This window comes from Ottowia beijingensis (genome assembly GCF_042680925.1).
GTDB classification, from domain to species: Bacteria; Pseudomonadota; Gammaproteobacteria; order Burkholderiales; family Burkholderiaceae_C; genus Ottowia; species Ottowia beijingensis.
Window position 1 is genome coordinate 419,498 of sequence record NZ_JBHUEP010000005.1, and the last position, 18,202, is coordinate 437,699.

General features: G+C 65.2%; 16 protein-coding genes. 13 read left to right on the forward strand and 3 right to left on the reverse strand.

The genetic code is table 11. From position 1 onward, the window contains the following. Positions 1 to 11 precede the first annotated feature (11 nt). The 3 genes from ccsB (at position 12) to ACFSCU_RS05370 (ending at position 3,292) form a co-directional block, all read left to right on the forward strand. On the forward strand, positions 12 to 1,361 hold the full coding sequence (ccsB, locus tag ACFSCU_RS05360) for a c-type cytochrome biogenesis protein CcsB (RefSeq protein WP_180550834.1): 1,350 nt from the start codon (positions 12 to 14) through the stop codon (positions 1,359 to 1,361). Positions 1,362 to 1,500: 139 nt separating this feature from the next. Then, entirely contained in the window at positions 1,501 to 2,496 is a 996-nt protein-coding gene (msrP, locus tag ACFSCU_RS05365; RefSeq protein ID WP_180550835.1) for a protein-methionine-sulfoxide reductase catalytic subunit MsrP, read from the forward strand. A gap of 175 nt (positions 2,497 to 2,671) precedes the next feature. After that, the gene (locus ACFSCU_RS05370; RefSeq protein ID WP_308645853.1) at positions 2,672 to 3,292 is read left to right on the forward strand and encodes a protein-methionine-sulfoxide reductase heme-binding subunit MsrQ; all 621 of its coding nucleotides are present in this window, start codon (positions 2,672 to 2,674) and stop codon (positions 3,290 to 3,292) included. 203 nt (positions 3,293 to 3,495) lie between these two features. Here ACFSCU_RS05370 and lysA read toward each other — a convergent pair whose 3' ends face one another. Beyond that, entirely contained in the window at positions 3,496 to 4,791 is a 1,296-nt protein-coding gene (gene lysA / locus ACFSCU_RS05375; protein ID WP_180550836.1) for a diaminopimelate decarboxylase, read from the reverse strand. After that, a complete protein-coding gene (gene lptM, locus ACFSCU_RS05380) occupies positions 4,788 to 5,018 on the reverse strand; it encodes an LPS translocon maturation chaperone LptM (protein WP_333706543.1) in 231 nt (76 codons plus the stop codon). The genes lysA and lptM overlap by 4 nt, the downstream gene beginning before the upstream one ends. Before the next feature lie 13 nt (positions 5,019 to 5,031). Here lptM and cyaY point away from each other — a divergent pair, with 13 nt between their 5' ends. After that, a complete protein-coding gene (gene cyaY / locus ACFSCU_RS05385) occupies positions 5,032 to 5,370 on the forward strand; it encodes an iron donor protein CyaY (RefSeq protein WP_180550837.1) in 339 nt (112 codons plus the stop codon). A 275-nt stretch (positions 5,371 to 5,645) separates the two neighbouring features. On the opposite strand, the gene ACFSCU_RS05390 is transcribed toward cyaY, so the two are convergent. After that, positions 5,646 to 8,045 (reverse strand): penicillin-binding protein 1A, encoded by a 2,400-nt coding sequence (locus tag ACFSCU_RS05390; protein WP_377560103.1) that lies wholly within the window; start codon positions 8,043 to 8,045, stop codon positions 5,646 to 5,648. Positions 8,046 to 8,404: 359 nt separating this feature from the next. On the opposite strand from ACFSCU_RS05390, the gene ACFSCU_RS05395 reads away from it, so the two are divergent. From ACFSCU_RS05395 to ACFSCU_RS05435, 9 genes are all read left to right on the forward strand, one after another. Next, positions 8,405 to 9,442, forward strand: coding sequence for a pilus assembly protein PilM (locus ACFSCU_RS05395; RefSeq protein WP_180550838.1), 1,038 nt, complete (start codon positions 8,405 to 8,407; stop codon positions 9,440 to 9,442). Then, positions 9,439 to 10,056: a PilN domain-containing protein gene (locus ACFSCU_RS05400; protein WP_180550839.1), complete on the forward strand. Its 618-nt coding sequence runs from the start codon at positions 9,439 to 9,441 to the stop codon at positions 10,054 to 10,056. The genes ACFSCU_RS05395 and ACFSCU_RS05400 overlap by 4 nt, the downstream gene beginning before the upstream one ends. A 29-nt stretch (positions 10,057 to 10,085) precedes the next feature. Next, positions 10,086 to 10,754: a type IV pilus inner membrane component PilO gene (locus ACFSCU_RS05405; RefSeq protein ID WP_373368302.1), complete on the forward strand. Its 669-nt coding sequence runs from the start codon at positions 10,086 to 10,088 to the stop codon at positions 10,752 to 10,754. Beyond that, positions 10,751 to 11,293: a pilus assembly protein PilP gene (locus tag ACFSCU_RS05410; protein WP_377560104.1), complete on the forward strand. Its 543-nt coding sequence runs from the start codon at positions 10,751 to 10,753 to the stop codon at positions 11,291 to 11,293. Before ACFSCU_RS05405 ends, ACFSCU_RS05410 begins: the two co-directional genes overlap by 4 nt. Before the next feature lie 17 nt (positions 11,294 to 11,310). Beyond that, on the forward strand, positions 11,311 to 13,455 hold the full coding sequence (gene pilQ / locus ACFSCU_RS05415; RefSeq protein ID WP_377560261.1) for a type IV pilus secretin PilQ: 2,145 nt from the start codon (positions 11,311 to 11,313) through the stop codon (positions 13,453 to 13,455). A gap of 41 nt (positions 13,456 to 13,496) precedes the next feature. Then, complete coding sequence (locus ACFSCU_RS05420; protein ID WP_377560106.1) at positions 13,497 to 14,978, forward strand: Ig domain-containing protein; 1,482 nt, start codon at positions 13,497 to 13,499, stop codon at positions 14,976 to 14,978. 60 nt (positions 14,979 to 15,038) lie between these two features. Next, entirely contained in the window at positions 15,039 to 15,629 is a 591-nt protein-coding gene (locus ACFSCU_RS05425; protein ID WP_377560107.1) for a shikimate kinase, read from the forward strand. Between the two features lie 42 nt (positions 15,630 to 15,671). Further along, positions 15,672 to 16,781: a 3-dehydroquinate synthase gene (gene aroB, locus ACFSCU_RS05430; RefSeq protein WP_180550841.1), complete on the forward strand. Its 1,110-nt coding sequence runs from the start codon at positions 15,672 to 15,674 to the stop codon at positions 16,779 to 16,781. A 200-nt stretch (positions 16,782 to 16,981) separates the two neighbouring features. Further along, complete coding sequence (locus ACFSCU_RS05435) at positions 16,982 to 18,112, forward strand: deoxyguanosinetriphosphate triphosphohydrolase (protein ID WP_180550842.1); 1,131 nt, start codon at positions 16,982 to 16,984, stop codon at positions 18,110 to 18,112. The last annotated feature ends 90 nt before the right edge of the window (positions 18,113 to 18,202 follow it).

Genomic DNA, 18,202 nt, shown 5'->3' on the forward strand with positions numbered 1-18,202 from the left:
GGAGCCCGGCCATGAACACCACGACCCTTGCCCACAATGGCACCCTGACCCTCAACGAAGGCTACTTCGCCCGCCGCACCTGGGGCGACTGGCTGTTCGCGCTGCTCGCCGTCGTCGGCGCCGTGATCGCCTTCCAGCGCTACCACGGCGCGATGGACATCTACGAGAAGTGGATCCTGGCCGGCACCGTGCCGGTCGTCATCTGGCTCGGCTGGTTCTGGCGCCCGGTGCGCAACCTGATTCTGGTGGTGGCGGCGCTGACGCTGCTGGCCATCTTCAGCTACCAGGGCGATGCCGGGGCCGACCTGCGGCGCGGCGACACGGTGTTCTGGCTCAAGTACTTCCTGTCGAGCCAGTCGGCCATCCTGTGGATGAGCATGATCTTCTTCATGAGCACGGTGTTCTACTGGGGCGGCATGTTCATCCGCAGCCAGCAGGACGCGCTGGAAGGCCTGGGCAGCAAGCTGGCCTGGGTGGCCGTGGGCCTGGCGCTGATCGGCACCATGGTGCGCTGGTACGAAAGCCACCAGATCGGCCCCGACATCGGCCACATCCCGGTCAGCAACCTGTACGAAGTGTTCGTCATGTTCTGCTGGATGACGGCGCTGTTCTACCTGTACTACGAGGCGCAGTACAAAACCCGCGCCATGGGCGCCTTCGTGATGCTGGTGGTCAGCGCCGCGGTGGGCTTTCTGCTGTGGTACACGCTGGTGCGCGAGGCGCACGAAATCCAGCCGCTGATTCCCGCGCTGCAAAGCTGGTGGATGAAGCTGCACGTGCCGGCCAACTTCATTGGCTACGGCACCTTCGCGCTGGCGGCCATGCTGGGCTTTGCCTACCTCATCAAGCAGCAGGCCGACGAGAAGCGCTGGTACAAGCTGGCGCCGATCTGGATCTTCGGCATCGCCCTGTGCTTCGTGCCCATCGCCTTCCGCCAGCGTGGCGTGGGCGAGGCCGGCGGCAGCTACTGGCTGGGCTATGCGCTGATCGCGGCGATGATCGTGGGCGGCATCCTGCTGGGCCGCAAGCGCATTGCCGAGCGGCTGCCCAGCTTCGAGGTGCTGGACGACGTGATGTACAAGTCCATCGCCGTCGGCTTCGCCTTCTTCACCATCGCCACCGTGCTGGGCGCGCTGTGGGCGGCCGAGGCCTGGGGCGGCTACTGGAGCTGGGACCCGAAGGAAACCTGGGCCCTGATCGTGTGGCTGAACTACGCCGCCTGGCTGCACATGCGCCTGATGAAGGGGCTGCGCGGCACCGTCGCCTCGTGGTGGGCGCTGGCCGGGCTGGCGATCACCACCTTCGCCTTCATCGGCGTCAACATGTTCCTGTCGGGCCTGCACAGCTACGGTTCGCTGTAAGCGGCTGGCCGGCATGGCTGGCCATGGCGGGCGCTATCAATAACCATAGCTGCCTGCGCTTGCTGTGCAAGGGTTTCAGGTCGATTTGACTTGAAACGATTGTGCAGCCTGCGCAAGCCACTATCAAAAGGATATCGCCATGCCAATCCACATCCCGCGCCACGGCTTTGACCACGCCACGCCCAGCGACATCACGCCGCGCGCCATCTACGAGCAGCGGCGTGACCTGATCAAGCTGCTGGCCGGTGGCGCCGCCGGCGCCGTGCTGGCCGGCTGGGCGGCGCGCGACGCCATGGCGCAGACGCCGCGCCCCGGCAAACTGGCGGCCTTGCCCGGCGCCCGTTCTGCGGTGGCCGGCGCGGTGACGATGGAGAAGCTCACTGACTACGGCGACGTCACCGGCTACAACAACTTCTACGAATTCGGCACCGACAAGGCCGACCCGGCGCGCCACGCGCACGCCTTGCAGACCAGCCCGTGGAGCGTCGAAATCGAGGGCCTGGTGAACAAGCCCGGCCGTTACGCGCTGGAAGACCTGCTCAAGCTCAGCCCGATGGAAGAGCGCATCTACCGCCTGCGCTGTGTCGAGGGCTGGTCGATGGTGATTCCGTGGGTCGGTTACTCGCTGTCGGCGCTCATCAAGCGCGTGGAGCCGCAGGGCAGCGCCAGATACGTCGAGTTCGTCACCCTGGCCGACCCGAAGCAGATGCCCGGCCTGCGCTCGCGCGTGCTCGACTGGCCCTACACCGAGGCGCTGCGCCTGGACGAAGCGCTGCACCCGCTGACGCTGCTGACCTTCGGCATGTACGGCGAGGTGCTGCCGAAGCAGAACGGCGCGCCGGTGCGGCTGGTGGTGCCGTGGAAGTACGGCTTCAAGTCGGCCAAGTCGATCGTCAAGATTCGCTTCATCGAGCAGGAACCGCGCACGGCCTGGAACAAGGCGGCCGCCAACGAATACGGCTTCTATTCCAACGTGAACCCGGACGTGGACCACCCACGCTGGAGCCAGGCCACCGAGCGCCGCATCGGCGAGGACGGCCTGTTCGCCAAGAAGCGCAAGACGCTGCTGTTCAATGGCTACGAGGCGCAGGTGGGGCAGCTGTATGCGGGCATGGACTTGCGCAAGAACTATTGATGCGGTGTGTTGGGTAGCCGAACAGCCGAACAGCCGAACAGCCGGACGCAGAGGACGCAGAGATTTCGCAGAGGACGCAGAAAAAAACCTTGAAAAATTTTTCTTTGGATTCTTTTGCGTCCTCTGCGAATCCTTTGCGTCCTCTGCGTCCGGCTGTTGATTTTCTGAATTCCCCGTGACCCTCCGATCCGCCCTGCTGCACCCGCTGGCCAAGCCGCTGGTCTTCGTGCTCTGTCTGTTGCCGCTGGCCTGGCTGGTGTGGGGTGCCGCCACCGACCAGTTGGGTGCTAACCCGGCTGAGGCGCTGATTCGCGGCCTGGGCGACTGGACGCTGCGATTTCTGTGCCTGGCGCTGGCAGTCACGCCGCTGCGGCTGCACACGCGCACGCCGCAACTGGCGCGGTATCGGCGCATGCTCGGGCTGTTCGTGTTTTTCTACGCCTGCCTGCACCTGCTGGCCTACGGCTGGCTGGACATGGGACTCCAAGTCGCCGACATCGGCCGCGACATCCTCAAGCGGCCGTTCATCCTGGTCGGCTTTGCCTGCTGGCTGCTGTTGTTGCCGCTGGCGCTGACGTCCACCAACCGCGCCGTGCGCGCGCTGGGCGGGCGCGCATGGCAGACGCTGCATCGGCTGGTGTATCTGGTCGCCGGGCTGGCGCTGCTGCACTTCTTCTGGATGCGCAGCGGCAAGAACGACTACGCTGAAGTGGCGCTGTACGCCGCCATCATCGGTGTGCTGCTGCTGGAGCGGCTGTTCCGCTACCTCAAGCCGCGTGGGGTGGCCAGCCGTTAAGTGCTTCTATCTTGATAGTGGCTTGCGCTTGCCACACAATCGCTTCAAGCGAAAAGTGCCTGAAAATGGCTAACGACGAGCGCAAACAGCTATCAAATTAGTATTGATGGGGTTGTGGGAGCGGGCTTGCCCGCGATGCGGCCGTTGTGCTTCACATGCCATTCATCGCGGCCCAGGCCGCTCCCGCGGGCGCCCGTCGCGGCTCAGACCGATTCGCCGCGCCACAAGTCCTGCACCGCCTCGCGCTGGCGGATCACGCGGGCGCTGGCGCCGTCGACCAGCACCTCGGCCGCGCGCGGCCGGGTGTTGTAGTTGCTGGCCATGCTCATGCAGTACGCACCGGCCGACAGCACGGCCAGCACGTCGCCTTGCTGCACCACCGCCAGCGCGCGGTCGCGTCCCAGCCAGTCGCCGCTTTCGCATACCGGGCCGACGACGTCGTAGGTGGTGGTCTGTGCGGCCGGGTTTGCTTCAGCCAGCGGCACGATGCGATGGAAGGCCTCGTACAGCGCGGGGCGCGGCAGGTCGTTCATGGCGGCGTCGACGATGCAGAAGTTCTTCTGCTCGCCGGGCTTGAGGAACAGCACCTCGGTCAGGCACACGCCGGCGTTGCCCACCAGCGAGCGGCCGGGCTCGATCATGATCTTGCGGTTGCCGAAGCCGCGCGCGTCCAGCTTGCCCAGCAGCTGTTGCCACAGCACATCGGCCGCGGGCGGCGTGTCGCCGTTGTAGTCGATGCCCAGGCCGCCGCCGAAGTCGATGTGGTGGATGGGGATGCCCGCCGCCTCGATCTGCGTCACCAGGTCCAGCACGCGGTCCATGGCCTCCAGGTAGGGCGCCGATTCGGTGATCTGCGAACCGATGTGGCAATCGATGCCCACCACGCGCAGGCCGGGCAGGCTGGCGGCGTGGCGGTAGGCGGCCAGCGCCTCGTCGTGCGAGATGCCGAACTTGTTGCCCTTTAGGCCGGTGGAGATGTAGGGGTGCGTCTTGGCGTCGACGTTGGGGTTGACGCGGATGCTGACGGGCGCCGTCTGGCCGCAGGCCACGGCCACGTCGCTCAGCACGTCCAGCTCGGCCATGCTCTCGATGTTGAAGCAGCCCACGCCGGCTTCCAGGGCGCGGCGCATCTCGGCGCGCGTCTTGCCGACGCCCGAGAACACGATCTTCGACGGCGTGGCGCCGGCGGCCAGGGCGCGCTCCAGTTCGCCGGCCGAGACGATGTCGAAGCCGCAGCCGGCATCGGCCAGCAGCTTGAGGATGGCGAGCGACGAGTTGGCCTTCATGGCGTAGCAGATCAGCGCCTCGCGCCCGGCCAGCCCGCGCTGGTAGGCGGCCAGCGCGGCCAGGATGGCGGCCTTGGAATAGACGAACAGCGGCGTGCCGTGCTGGCGCGCCAGCTCGGACAGGGCCACGCCTTCGACCATCAGCTGGCCGTTTTGATAGCACACGAAAGGCGCGCCGGGCAGGGGTGCGGCGTTGGCGGACAGGGAGGTCATTCGATCTCGGGCAGATTCGGCAGTGCCAGCGGCGGTGCCTGGGTGGGGGAGGAGGCGGCCTGAGCGGGGCGCGAGCCTCCGAAGACCGTTTGCGGCAGGGTGGCGCGCTGCGCCGCCGCGGGTGTTTCAGGGATGTAGAGCGGCCCTTTCTGGCCGCAGCCGCCCAGCATGGCCGCCAGCGTCAGGGCGCTGACTAGAATGGATCGATGCAGTGGCTGGAACGACATGGGTGAAATTGTAATGACCGACCTGGAATACTTGGACCGCGCCGAGGCGCTGCTGCGCGCCATCGAATCGCGCTGCGACGAACTCAACGACAGCACCGACGCCGACATCGACAACCAGCGCGTGGGCGGGATGATCACGATGGTGTTTCCGGACGGCAGCCAGATCGTCGTCAACCTGCAGAAGCCGCTGCACGAGGTGTGGCTGGCGGCCCGTTCGGGCGGCTACCACTACACCTTTGCCGACGGCGCCTGGCGCGACACCAAGACGGGCGAGGAGTTCTTCGCGCGCCTGTCGCTGGCCGCCAGCGAGCACGCGGGGCAGGCGCTGCGCTTCGACCCGGGCGCGGGGTGAGGGCGGGGCGCAACGCCGACGCTCTATATACTCCCCTATATGCTGCCGGCCAGCGCCCGTCCATAAAGCGTTGCGCAGTGATACTCCCCTGATTCTGATTTGACGGCTGCCGGCAGCACCGCGGCCGCGGCACCACCACGTTCCAATTCCCGATCAAAACAGCAAGAAATTCGTCATTCCGGCGAAAGCCGGAATCCAGGCGACGTGTGCAAGAACACATGGAGCCCGGCATTCGCCGGGATGACGGTTGTTCGCGTTTTGAAGTGCAGGCGGCATCAGTTCTTGAACAGGTCGAGGATGCGGTTGCGTTCTTCGGACGCCGCGGGCGTGCCGTTCTCGGGCGCCAGTTCGGGCTCGGGCCGCGGTGCCAGGCCGGCCCCGCCCAGGTTGCTGATGCCGCCGCCGCGGGCGTATTCCTCGTAGTACCAGTCGCCGCCCACGCGCACCACGCCCTCGGGCGGTTTCGGCTCGGCCACCGGCACGCCCTTGAGGGCGGTGCGCATGTAGTTGATCCAGATCGGCAGGCTCAGGCCACCGCCGGTTTCGCGCGCGCCCAGGTTGCGCGGGGTGTCGTAGCCCATCCACACGGCCGCCACCAGCGTGGGCTGGTAGCCGGCGAACCAGGCGTCCATCGAATCGTTGGTGGTGCCGGTCTTGCCGCCCAGGTCGGGCCGGCCCAGCGCCGCGCTGGCCTTGGCCGCCGTGCCGCTGCGCACCACGTCGTTGAGCATGGTGTGGGTGATGAAGGCGTTGCGCGCGTCGATGGCGCGGTTGGCCTCGCTGGGGCCGGCGGGCTGGCTCTCGACCAGCACGCGGCCGGTGTGGTCGGTGATGCGGGTGATCAGGAACGGGTTGACGCGGTAGCCGCCGTTGGCGAACACGGCAAAACCCGTGGCCAGCTGCATGGGGGTGACCGAGCCGGCGCCCAGCGCCATCGTCAGGTAGGGCGGGTGCTTGTCGGCGTCGAAGCCGAAGCGCGTGACCCATTCCTGGCCGTACTGCGGCGTGATGGTCTGCAGGATGCGGATGGAGATCATGTTGCGCGAGCGGGCCAGGCCGCGCTTCATGGTCATGGGGCCTTCGAAGCCGCCTTCGTAGTTCTTCGGCTCCCAGGGCTGGCCGCCGGTGACGCTGCTGTCGAAGAACAGCGGCGTGTCGTTGATCATGGTGGTGGGCGAGAAGCCTTTTTCGAGCGCGGCCGAGTAGATGAAGGGCTTGAAGCTGGAGCCAGGCTGGCGCCACGCCTGCGTGACGTGGTTGAACTTGTTCTTGTCGTAGTCGAAGCCACCCACCAGCGCCTTGACGGCGCCGTTGCGCGGATCGAGGGCCACCAGCGCGCCTTCCACTTCGGGCAGTTGCGTCAGCTCCCAGTCGCCGCGGCTCGTCTTGAGCACGCGCACCACGGCGCCGGGGCGGATGCGGATGTTCGGCCCGGCCTTGGCCGCCAGGCCGGACGACACCGGGCGCAGGCCTGCGCCCGTGATGTCGACCACTTCGCCGCCGCGGCGCATCACGGTGACCTTGCGCGCGCTGGCCTGCGTGACCACCGCTGCAAACAGCTCGCCGGCATCGGGGTGGCTGGCCAGGGCATCGTCCACCGCTTCGCCCAGCTCCTGCGCATCCTTGGGCAGATCGATGAACTTCTCGGGGCCGCGGTAGGCCTGGCGGCGGTCGTAGTCGAGGATGCCCCGACGCAGCGCCGCGTAGGCAGCGTTCTGGTCGTCGGTGGCGATGGAGGTGTAGACGTTCAGGCCGCGGCTGTAGGTTTCTTCGCCGTACTGCGCGAACATCATCTGCCGCACCATCTCGGCCACGTATTCGGCGTGCACGCGGGTGGCATCGCTGCTGGGGCGGATCACCAGTTCCTGCTGCTTGGCGGCGGCGGCCTGCTCGGCGGTGATGAAGTTGTTTTCCTGCATGCGGTCGATGATGTGGAGCTGTCGCTCACGAGCGCGTGCAAAGTTGGCGATGGGGTTGACGCTGGACGGAAACTTGGGGATGCCGGCCAGCATGGCGGCCTCGGCCACCGTCACGTCCTTCAGCGGCTTGCCGAAATAGGTTTCGGCGGCCGCGGCAAAACCATAGGCGCGGTTGCCCAGGAAGATCTGGTTCATGTAGATCTCGAGGATCTGATCCTTCGTCAGCATGTGCTCCAGCTTGAAGGTCAGCAGCACCTCGTAGATCTTGCGGGTGTAGGTTTTCTCGGAAGACAGGTAGACGTTGCGCGCGACCTGCATCGTGATGGTCGAAGCGCCCTGCGCCTTTTCGCGCCCCAGGTTGGCCAGCGCGGCACGCGCCACGCCGACGTAGTCGACCCCGCCGTGCTCGTAGAAGCGGGCATCCTCAATGGCCAGGACGGCGTCCTTCATCACCTTCGGGATCTCGCGGATGGGGGTGAGGTTGCGGCGCTCCTCGCCGAACTCGCTGATCAGGTTGCCCTCGGCGGTGTACACGCGCAGCGGCAGCTTGGGCCGGTAGTTGGACAACTCGGACACATCCGGCAGGTTGGGGTAGGCGATGGCCAGCGCCATCAGGCCGGCCATGGCCACGCTCAGGGCGATGGCCAGCAGCGTCCCACCCATCCACGCCAGACCCTTGAGAACCCAGACCAGCCAGCGCGAGCCGGCGGGGCTTGTGCGCTTGTTCACGGCACCGGGCGAATTTTCAGTGGACATAAGACAACATTGGTAAGTTAGTGGGTACTTTCATGAGACATTCGCTGCTGTCTGTAGGACACAAGCGGTAGCATTTGTCGGTGCCGGTACCCGGTGACGCATTGTCCCGCGAGTCGCCAAGGGCCGCCAGCAGCCGGGCAGATACGGTGTTGGCGCGTGCTGCGCGGCGTAACCAAGTGTCGGCAAACGTTAGTTTTTGACAACGAGCGGCCCAGCTTGCGACGGGCTTTTTCTTTGCCCGACAAGGGGCTTACTGCTAGCATTCAAGTGAATTCTTAAGTGTGTTCGACTTCTGCAATAAAAAGTAACGGGATACTGTCTTGAACACTGGGTCGTTGTTCAGCCGTCAACCGGCGCCCATGATCGGGCTCGACATCAGTTCCTCCAGCGCCAAGCTGGTGGAGCTGGGGCAGGATCGTTCCGGCAATCTGACGCTGGAGCGGTGTGGCATCGAGCCGCTGGAGCGCGGCTGGATCAGTGACGGCAATATCGAGAAATTCGACGAAGTCGTGGAGGCGACGCGCCGCCTCGTGGGCAAAAGCGGCACCAAAGCCAAGCACGTGGCCATGGCGCTGCCTGCGTCGGTGGTCATCAGCAAGAAGATCATTTTACCGGGCGGCCTGAGTGAGCGGGAGATGGAGGTCCAGGTCGAATCCGAGGCCAACCAGTACATCCCGTTCTCACTGGACGAAGTGAGTCTGGACTTCTGCGTCGTTGGCCCCAGCACCACGTCGGCGGGTGATGTCGAGGTGGTGATTGCCGCCTCCCGCAAGGAAAAGGTGGAGGACCGTCAGGGGCTGGCCGAAGCCGCCGGCCTGGTGCCCGTGGTGCTGGACGTGGAAAGCTATGCGTCGCGCCTGGCGGCCAGCCGCGTGATCGGACGCCTGCCGGGTGGCGGCGTCGATGCGCTGATCGCGCTGTTCGAAATCGGCGCGATGACCTCCACCATGCAGGTGCTGCGCAATGATGATCTGATCTATGAGCGCGACCAGGTGTTCGGCGGTGAGCAGCTGACGCAGATGCTGGTTCGCCAATACGGCTTCACGCAGGACGAGGCCGAAACCAAGAAGCGCGCCGGTGAACTGCCCGACGACTACGGGACGGTGGTGCTGCAGCCCTATGTGGAATCGCTTGCCCAGGAACTGGAGCGGGCGCTGAAGTTCTTCTTCACCAGCACGCCGCACAACCGTGTCGACTACATCCTGCTGGCAGGCGGCACCGCCGGCATTCCCGGCCTGACCGAAGCCATCACGCGGCACACCTCGTTCCCGTGCCAGGTGGTCAACCCCTTCGACGGCATGGAGGTCGGGCGCGCCGTGCGCGAGAAGAAGATGCTGCGTGAGGCGCCTTCGTACCTGACAGCCTGTGGCCTGGCCATGCGGAGGTTTCTGCGGTGATACTGATCAACCTGCTCCCGCACCGGGAGATGGCGCGCAAGCGGGCGCGCCAGCTTTTCAATGCATCGCTGGGCATGTCGGCGGTGCTGGGCGCCCTGATTGCCGGCGGCATCTACCTCTGGTACCAGAACGAGATATCGACGCAGCAGGATCGCAACGCCTTCCTGACCAGCGAGATCAAGAAGCTGGATGAGGAAATCAAGGAGGTGGCCACGCTGCAAGAGGAGATCGCCGCCCTGAAGGCGCGGCAGCAGGCCGTGGAGAACCTCCAAGCCGACCGCAACCTGCCGGTGCACCTGCTCAATGAATCCGTCATGCAGCTGCCGGACGGCATCTACCTGAAGGGTATCAAGCAGGAGAACCAGAATGTGCTGCTGTCGGGCGTGGCGCAGTCCAACGAGCGCGTGTCCGAATTGCTGCGCAACCTGTCGCGCAACAGCGAGTGGGTGTCGAAGCCCGAACTGATCGAGATCGTGGCTTCGAACCTCGCGCTGAGCCCGCGCGAGCAGCGCCGTGTCTACAACTTCACGGTGCGGGTGCAGTTGCAACGCGCCAGCGATGCGCTGGCGGCAGCCTCTGCGGCGTCGGCCGCGGCGCGCGGCGCCAAGTCATGAGCGGGCGGTAGACGATGGCTCGAAAGAATATGGATGTTTCCCAGTCGTTCCGGGATCTCGGGGCGCAGTTCCGTGGCCTGGATTCGCGTGACCCGTCCTCGTGGCCGGCGATTCCGCGGTATGTGCTGCTGGCGGCGGTGGCTTTGCTGGTGCTGGGCGCCCTTTGGTATTTCTGGGTGAGTGGTGCAGCAGAAGAGCTGGAGGGCGAGCGTGCCAAAGAGGTCACGCTCCGCGCGGATTACAAGACGAAGCTGCAGCGCGCCGTCAGCCTCGAGGAGTTGAAGAAGCAGCGCGCCCAGGTGATGCAGTACGTGAACCTGCTGGAAAAGCAACTGCCCAGCAAGGCGGAAATGGATGCCTTGCTCTCCGACATCAACCAGGCTGGGTTGGGCCGCAGCCTGCAGTTCGACCTGTTCAGGCCGGGCCAGCTGGTGGTGAAGGACTATTACGCGGAATTGCCGATCGCACTGAAGGTCACGGGTCGGTATCACGACATCGGCGCCTTCACGGCCGATATCGCCAATCTTTCGCGCATTGTGACCCTGAACAATCTGTCGATTGCACCGAGTTCGGACAAGGACAAGGTGGGAGCCTTGACCTTGGAGGCAACGGCCAAGACCTATCGTTACCTGGATCCTGAGGAAATCGCCGCGCAGCGGGCTGCAGCGTCCAAGACCCAAGGAAAGGGCAAGAAATGACCCGTTCTTTCTGGATCATGCTGCTGGCGGCTGGGGTTGGCGGGTTGACGGCCTGTGCGACCAGCCACGAGGACTTGCAGCAATGGATGGCGGAGCAACGGCGCCAGACTGTTCCCAAAGTCACGCCCTTGACCGAGCCGACGCGCTATGTGCCGCTGGCGTATGTCGGTGGCACAGCGGCAGATGCATTCGGCAGCGACCGCCTGACGCAAGTGTTGCGCCGCGAAACCGGGCCATTGAGCGTGAGCGCCTCCCTGGTCGCCCCGGAGCTGAATCGCCGCAAGGAGCCGCTGGAGGCGTATCCGCTGGACGCCATGACGATGGTGGGCAGCTTGGACCGTGCGGGCCAGAAAGTGGCACTGGTGAAGGTCGATCAACTGCTGCACCAGGTCCGCCAAGGCAACTACCTGGGGCAGAACTACGGGCGTGTGATGCGAATCTCGGAAAGCGATATCACCTTGAGGGAAATCGTTCAGGATGCGGCCGGTGAATGGATAGAGCGCAGCACGACTCTGCAGCTGCAGGAGAATACGAAATGAGGATGTGGGTCAAATCAATGGTGCGCCGTGTGGGCTTTCGGGGGATTGGCGTCCTTCTGCTGGGCGTGGCGAGCTTGAGCCATGCCGAGCCGCGCATTCAGTCGATCAGCAGCTCCATCCAGGGCGGTGCCGAGGTGGTCAGGATCGACCTCAGCGAGCCACTGGCGGCGGTGCCGGCGGGCTTTGTCGTGCAATCGCCGGCACGCATCGCGCTGGACTTCCCCGGCGTGGGCAGCGAGCTTCAGCGCAACGCCGTGGAACTCAACCAGGGCAACCTGCGCATGGCGCATGTGGTTCAGGCAGCCGACCGAACCCGCGTGGTGCTCAACCTGAACCAGCCCACCAACTACCAGGCCGAGGTGCAGGGCCGCTCGCTGCTGGTGTCGCTGGCGCCGGTGGCCTCGGCCGCTGCGGTTGCGGCAGCACCCGCCAGTGTGTTTGCGGAAAGCCGCAACGACGGGGCGCTTCCGCTGCGCGACATCGATTTCCGCCGGGGCGTCGAGAATGCCGGCCGCGTGATCGTCGACCTGGCCAACAACCAGGTGGGTGTCGACATTCGCCAACAAGGGCAGAACCTGGTGGTCGAGTTCTTGCGCACCAGCCTGCCGGAGGGCTTGCGTCGCCGTCTCGACGTTACCGATTTCGGTACGCCCGTGCAGACCATCTCCACCGTGCAGTCGGGTGATCGGGTGCGCATGGTGATCGAACCGAAAGGCCTGTGGGAGCACAGTGCCTATCAGAGCGACAACCAGCTCGTGGTCGAGGTGAGGCAGCAAAAAACCAGCCCTGACAAGCTGACGCAAGGGCCCGGGTACCGTGGAGAAAAGCTGTCGCTCAACTTCCAGAACATCGATGTGCGTTCGCTGCTGCAGGTGATCGCGGACTTCACCAACTTCAACATCGTCACCTCCGACACGGTCCAGGGCAGCCTGACGCTGCGGCTGAAGGACGTCCCCTGGGATCAGGCCCTGGACATCATTCTGCAAGCCAAGAATCTGGGCATGAAACGCAGCGGCAACGTGCTGCAAATTGCGCCCAAGGACGAACTGGCGGCGAAGGAGAAGGCTGAACTGGAAGCGCAAGCGGCCATTAGGGATCTGGAGCCGTTGCGCACGCAGTCTTTTCAGTTGAACTACACCAAGGCGCCCGAAATCGCCGCGCAGCTGACGGCCAACACCGGTTCGAGCGGAGGTGGTGGGGGCGCCGCTGGCGGTCGAACAAGCAGCCTTTTGAGCCAAAGAGGCTCGGTGATCGCCGAGCCCAGGACCAACCAACTGTTCGTGTCGGACATTCCGTCGCGACTGGTGCAGATCGAGGAAATGATTGCCAAGCTCGATGTGCCGGTGCGCCAGGTGCTGATCGAGGCGCGCATCGTCGAGGCGACCGACACCTTCGGCAAGTCGCTTGGCGTCAAACTGGGTACCGCGGACATGCGTGGCATTCGCGGTGGCGACGCTGGTTACCACGTCGGCGGGGGCAATCGGGTTGCTTTTGGCGGCAACTACAACGCCATCGGTGCCACAACGGGTGCGTTTGAGGCTTCGGGCCTGTCAACACTGACTTCCCAGATGGTCAATCTGCCGGCGCAAAGCCTCGGCGGCATATCGCCCACCAACTTTGCGATCTCGTTGTTCAGCTCGGCGGCTAACCGCTTCCTGAACCTGGAAATATCCGCATTGGAAGCCGATGGCAAGGGCCGGGTGGTGTCGAGCCCGCGCGTGGTGACCGCTGATCAGACCAAGGCACTGATCGAACAGGGTACGGAGTTCCCGTATCAGCAGGCGACGTCGAGTGGCGCCACCTCCATCGCGTTCCGCAAGGCCGTTCTCAAGCTTGAAGTCACGCCTCAGATTACCCCCGAGGGCAACATCATTCTTGACTTGGACGTCAACAAGGACAGCCCGGGCACGCCCGTGGAAGGCGGCATGTCGATCAACACCAAGCGGGTCAGGACGCAGGTGCTGGTTGAAAATGGCGGTACCGTGGTGATCGGTGGCATTTTCGAGCTGAACGAGCGCGAGAGCGAAAACAAGGTGCCGGTGCTGGGTGATATTCCGGTGGTCGGCAACCTGTTCAAGCAGCGGACCCGCCAGGCGGAAAAGCAGGAAATGCTGGTGTTCATCACGCCCAAGATGATCTCGGACCGCGGTTCCGTTCGCTGATTAGATTTTTTAGCCCTTCTTTTAATACATAGGTTGGTAATATGCGAAAGCTAGGCTTGGCTCTCGGATTTGCGGTTGCGGCATTGGTGACTGCGTGTGGCGGTGGTGGTGGCAGCCCGGGGGATACCCACGAGGCATACAGCATTACGCTGCGCGCGGACAAGAAGCAGTTGCCGATCAATATTCAGCATTACCCGGCCGGGATCGGTGCGTACGCGCCTTACACGACCACGCTGTACGTGGAAGCCCGAGAAGGCAGCAGGCCGATCCAAGGGGGCGAGGAGATCTTTGCCTGCAACATCGTGCAGGGGTTCGAGTCGGGTGCCTTGTACTACCTAGATGGTGACGAAGACCATGAGGATGACGACGGCAACCCGCTGGCTTATCGCTCGGTCGTGCTCGGCTCCAACGCAGGAGCTGCCACATTCCACTTCCATGCCAGCAACAAGGCCGGTACGGCACGTGTGATGTGCTCCGTCACCAATCCGCGCGATAACCAAGTGAGCAGCGCCGCGGTGGATATCGTGGTGGGGGCCAGTACAGGCATGCCGGCCAGCGTGAACGCCATTGCCCAGCAGCCTGGCTACCTGGGCTCGCAGTTCAACCCGAACAGCATTCGCAACAACGTCGGCATCCAGGCGTTCGTGATGGACGACGCCAATCAGCCCATTCCCAATCCTGCGGGCGGCGCGCCCAACCTTCAGGTGAGGATTGTTCCGACGGCAGCGTCCGAGGGCGCGCGCATCATGGCCGGTAGCCAGCCCTACATCAACCTGCTGCACATCAGCACCAACGGCGGCGTTGGGTTGCTCTCGCTGTCGAGTGGCCCGAACAAAGGCGTGATTCTGCTGGAGTTCATGACCGACCGTTACGACAATAACGTCAGCAATGGCATCCAGGATCCTGTTGTGCAACTGATGGCGGTGCCCGTGGTCGACGCCGTTGCGCAGACACCATTGACCATCGCGGATGCTGAGTTGTCTGCAACAAACGGCGTGCCGTATGCGTACGCACTTCAGGCAGAGGGCGGCGTGCCTCCGTACACATGGACCGCGCTTGGTGGTTTGCCTTCGGGACTTACCTTGAATCCTTCAGGTGTCATCAGCGGCACGCCGAAAGCCCCTGCCGGCGATTACACGGTTGCTGTGCAAGTGACAGATGCAACGGGCAAGCCCGTGACTGCCAACCTGACGCTCACGTTGGGTGGCGCGATGCCCTTGGATCCGTTGGCCATCGTGGGTTGCACCGGTGCGATTAACGAGCCGTGCAAGCTGCCCGAGGCTGAAAAAGACGAGCCCTACACTTACATTCTGTCGACCTCGGGTGGTGACTCTGCTCAAGTGCCGGCCTGGACGTTTACGCTGCCCGGGCCCACAAATGGCTTGACGTTTGCGGACACAGGCATCATCCACGGAACGCCAACCGCCTGTGGCGTCCATACCTTTGTCGCCTCGGTCAAACAAGGCACGCTGACCGTGACGCGCCAGATGTCCATTGAAGTTGTGGGCACCACTTGCCCATGATCGGGAAACCTTTCGAACCTGAGCGGTCATCCCGCTCAGGTTTTCGAAAGGCTCGGCATCGTGAATCAAACTGCCGTTTCAAACGAAGCCCCGGCCAGCCTGGGGCTTTTTTCCGTGGTCGTGCTTGTGGGCATGCCGGGCAGTGGCAAGTCCACCATTGCGCGTGCCCTGTCGCGCAGACTGCAACTGGCGCTGGCCGATTCGGATCAGGCCATCGAGCAGCGGCTCGGCTGCACCATTCGCAGCTACTTCGACAGCCATGGCGAGGCGGCTTTCCGGGACGTCGAGGAGGCGGTGATCGACGAACTGACCCGGGGCGGCGCGTCGCAGGTGCTGGCCACCGGTGGCGGCGCCGTGTTGCGGCCGATCAACCGCCAGCGCCTGCGTGAACGCGGCACGGTGATCTACCTGCGCTCGTCGCCCGAGCAACTGTTCAAGCGCCTGCGGCACGACACCAAGCGGCCGCTGCTGCAGGTGGCCGATCCGCTCAAGCGGCTGCGGGCCTTGTATGACGAGCGCGATCCGCTGTACCGCGAGTGCGCGCATTTCGTCGTCGATACGCACGGCTCGTCGTTGCCGATGCTGGTCAATCGCATCATGATGCAGCTCGACCTGATGCCGCCGCCTGCGCCGCCGCCACCGGCACCCTGAACGGCGGGCGAGGGTGGGGCCCAAGGCTCTACACTCGCCGACATGCACGGTTTCTCATCTTCTGAGCGCGTCCGTATTCCGCTGGACGACCGCAGTTACGACATTGCGATTGGCACCGGCCTGCTGGACGATCCGGCGGCCTACGAGGCGGCCCGCCCGGGTTCGCAGGCGCTGATCGTCACCAACACCACCGTCGGCCCGCTGTACGCCGAGCGGCTGGCCAGCGTGCTGGCACGGCGGCACGCCAAGGTGTTGCGCATCGAGCTGCCCGATGGCGAGCAATACAAGACTTGGGAATCGCTCAACCTGATCTTCGACGCCCTGCTGGGCGGCGGCGCCGACCGCAAGACCACGCTATACGCGCTGGGCGGCGGCGTGGTGGGCGACATGACAGGCTTTGCCGCCGCCTGCTACATGCGCGGCGTGCCCTTCGTGCAGGTGCCGACCACGCTGCTGGCGCAGGTCGATTCCTCGGTCGGCGGCAAGACCGCCATCAACCACCCGCTGGGCAAGAACATGATCGGCGCCTTCCACCAGCCGCTGGCGGTGGTGTGCGATCTCGACGTGCTCAAGACCCTGCCGCCGCGCGAGCTGTCGGCGGGGCTGGCCGAGGTGATCAAGTACGGGCCGATCGCCGACATGGCCTTCCTGGACTGGATCGAAGCGAACATCGACGCCCTGCGCGCGTGCGAACCCGCGGCGCTGGCGCATGCCGTCAAGCGCAGCTGCCAGATCAAGGCCGACGTGGTGGGCCAGGACGAGCGCGAAGCCGGCCTGCGCGCCATCCTCAACTTCGGCCACACCTTCGGCCACGCCATCGAGGCGGGCATGGGTTATGGCGCTTGGCTGCACGGCGAGGCGGTGGGCGCTGGCATGGTGATGGCGGCCGAGCTGTCGCGCGGGTTGGGGCTGGTGGATGCGGCCTTCGTGCAGCGCCTCACCCGGTTGATCCAGCGCGCCGGGTTGCCCACGCGCGGCGCCGTGATCGACACTCATGACAACGCCGGCCGCTACCTGCAGCTGATGCGCGTCGACAAGAAGGCCGAGGGCGGCGAGATCCGCTTCGTCGTCATCGACGGCCCGGGCCGGGCCGCTGTGCGTGCGGCGCCGGATGCGCTGGTGCGGCAGGTGATCGACCGTTGCTGTGCATGAGCGGGCAGGGCGGGCCGGCGGCGATGAGGCGCGCAGCGTGGATGTCCGTTCAACCCGGCTCTTCAATAAAAGTAGCTGCCTGCGCCCGTCTTTAAAGGATTTCAGGTTCGAATGCATTTGAAATCCATGTATAACAGGCGCAAACAGCTATTAAATTCATTGCAGCCAAGCCGCCGCAAGGCGCACCGGGTGCCCCGCCCATGACCCTGGCCCCCTACGCCTGCGACCCTGCCCAGTCGCGCGGCCGGCGCCATCCGGTCACGCCGGCGCCCACGCGCGACGACTTCCAGCGCGACCGCGACCGCATCGTGCACTCCACCGCGTTCCGCCGGCTGGTCTACAAAACGCAGGTGTTCCTGAACCACGAGGGCGACCTGTTCCGCACCCGGCTCACGCATTCGCTGGAGGTGGCGCAACTTGCCCGCTCCATCGCCCGCTCGCTGCGGCTGAACGAAGACCTGACCGAGACCATCGCCCTGGCGCACGACCTCGGCCACACGCCCTTCGGCCACGCCGGGCAGGATGCGCTCAACGACTGCATGGCTGCGCACGGCGGCTTCGAGCACAACCTGCAAAGCCTGCGCGTGGTCGACTGGCTGGAGCACCGCTACCCCGACCACGATGGCCTGAACCTGAGCTTCGAGACGCGCGAAGGCATCCTCAAGCACTGCTCCGCCGCCAACGCGCGCCTGCTGGAGGCGGCCGAGCCGGGCGGTGTGGCGCGCCGCTTCATCGACGGCACGCAGCCCAGCCTGGAGGCGCAACTGGCCAACCTGGCCGACGAGATCGCCTACAACGCGCACGACATCGACGACGGCGTGCGCTCGGGCTTGCTCACGCTGACGCAGGTGGCCGAGGTGCCGCTGTTCGCCCGGCACCTGCGCACGGTGCGGGCCGAATACCCGCGGCTGGCCGAGCGCCGCACGCTGTACGAGGCCATCCGCCGCATGCTGTCGGCGCAGATCTACGACGTGATCGACGCCACCGGCGCCGCGCTGGCCGCCGCCGCGCCGCGCAGCGCCGACGATGCGCGCCGTACCGGCCGGCTGGTGCAGTTCAGCGCCGAGATGCGCGCGCAGTCCAGCGCGCTCAAGCGCTTTCTGTTCGCCAACCTGTACCGCCACCCGCAGGTGGTCGACACCACCGCGCAGGCGCGGCAGGTGGTGCGCGAGCTGTTCGCCGCCTACCTCGACCGGCCCGCCGAGCTGCGCCCCAGCTTCGCCGAGCGCCCCGACCGCGAACGCGCCGTGGCCGACTACATCGCCGGTATGACGGACCGCTTCGCCCTGCGCGAGCACGAGCGGCTGACCGGCCAGCGCCTGCTGGCATGAAGCGTTTCAATGTGGGAGCGGCCATGGCCGGGATGGCAGCCATTGAAGAGCGAGACGCGCTGATCGCGGGCAAGCCCGCTCCCACAGTCT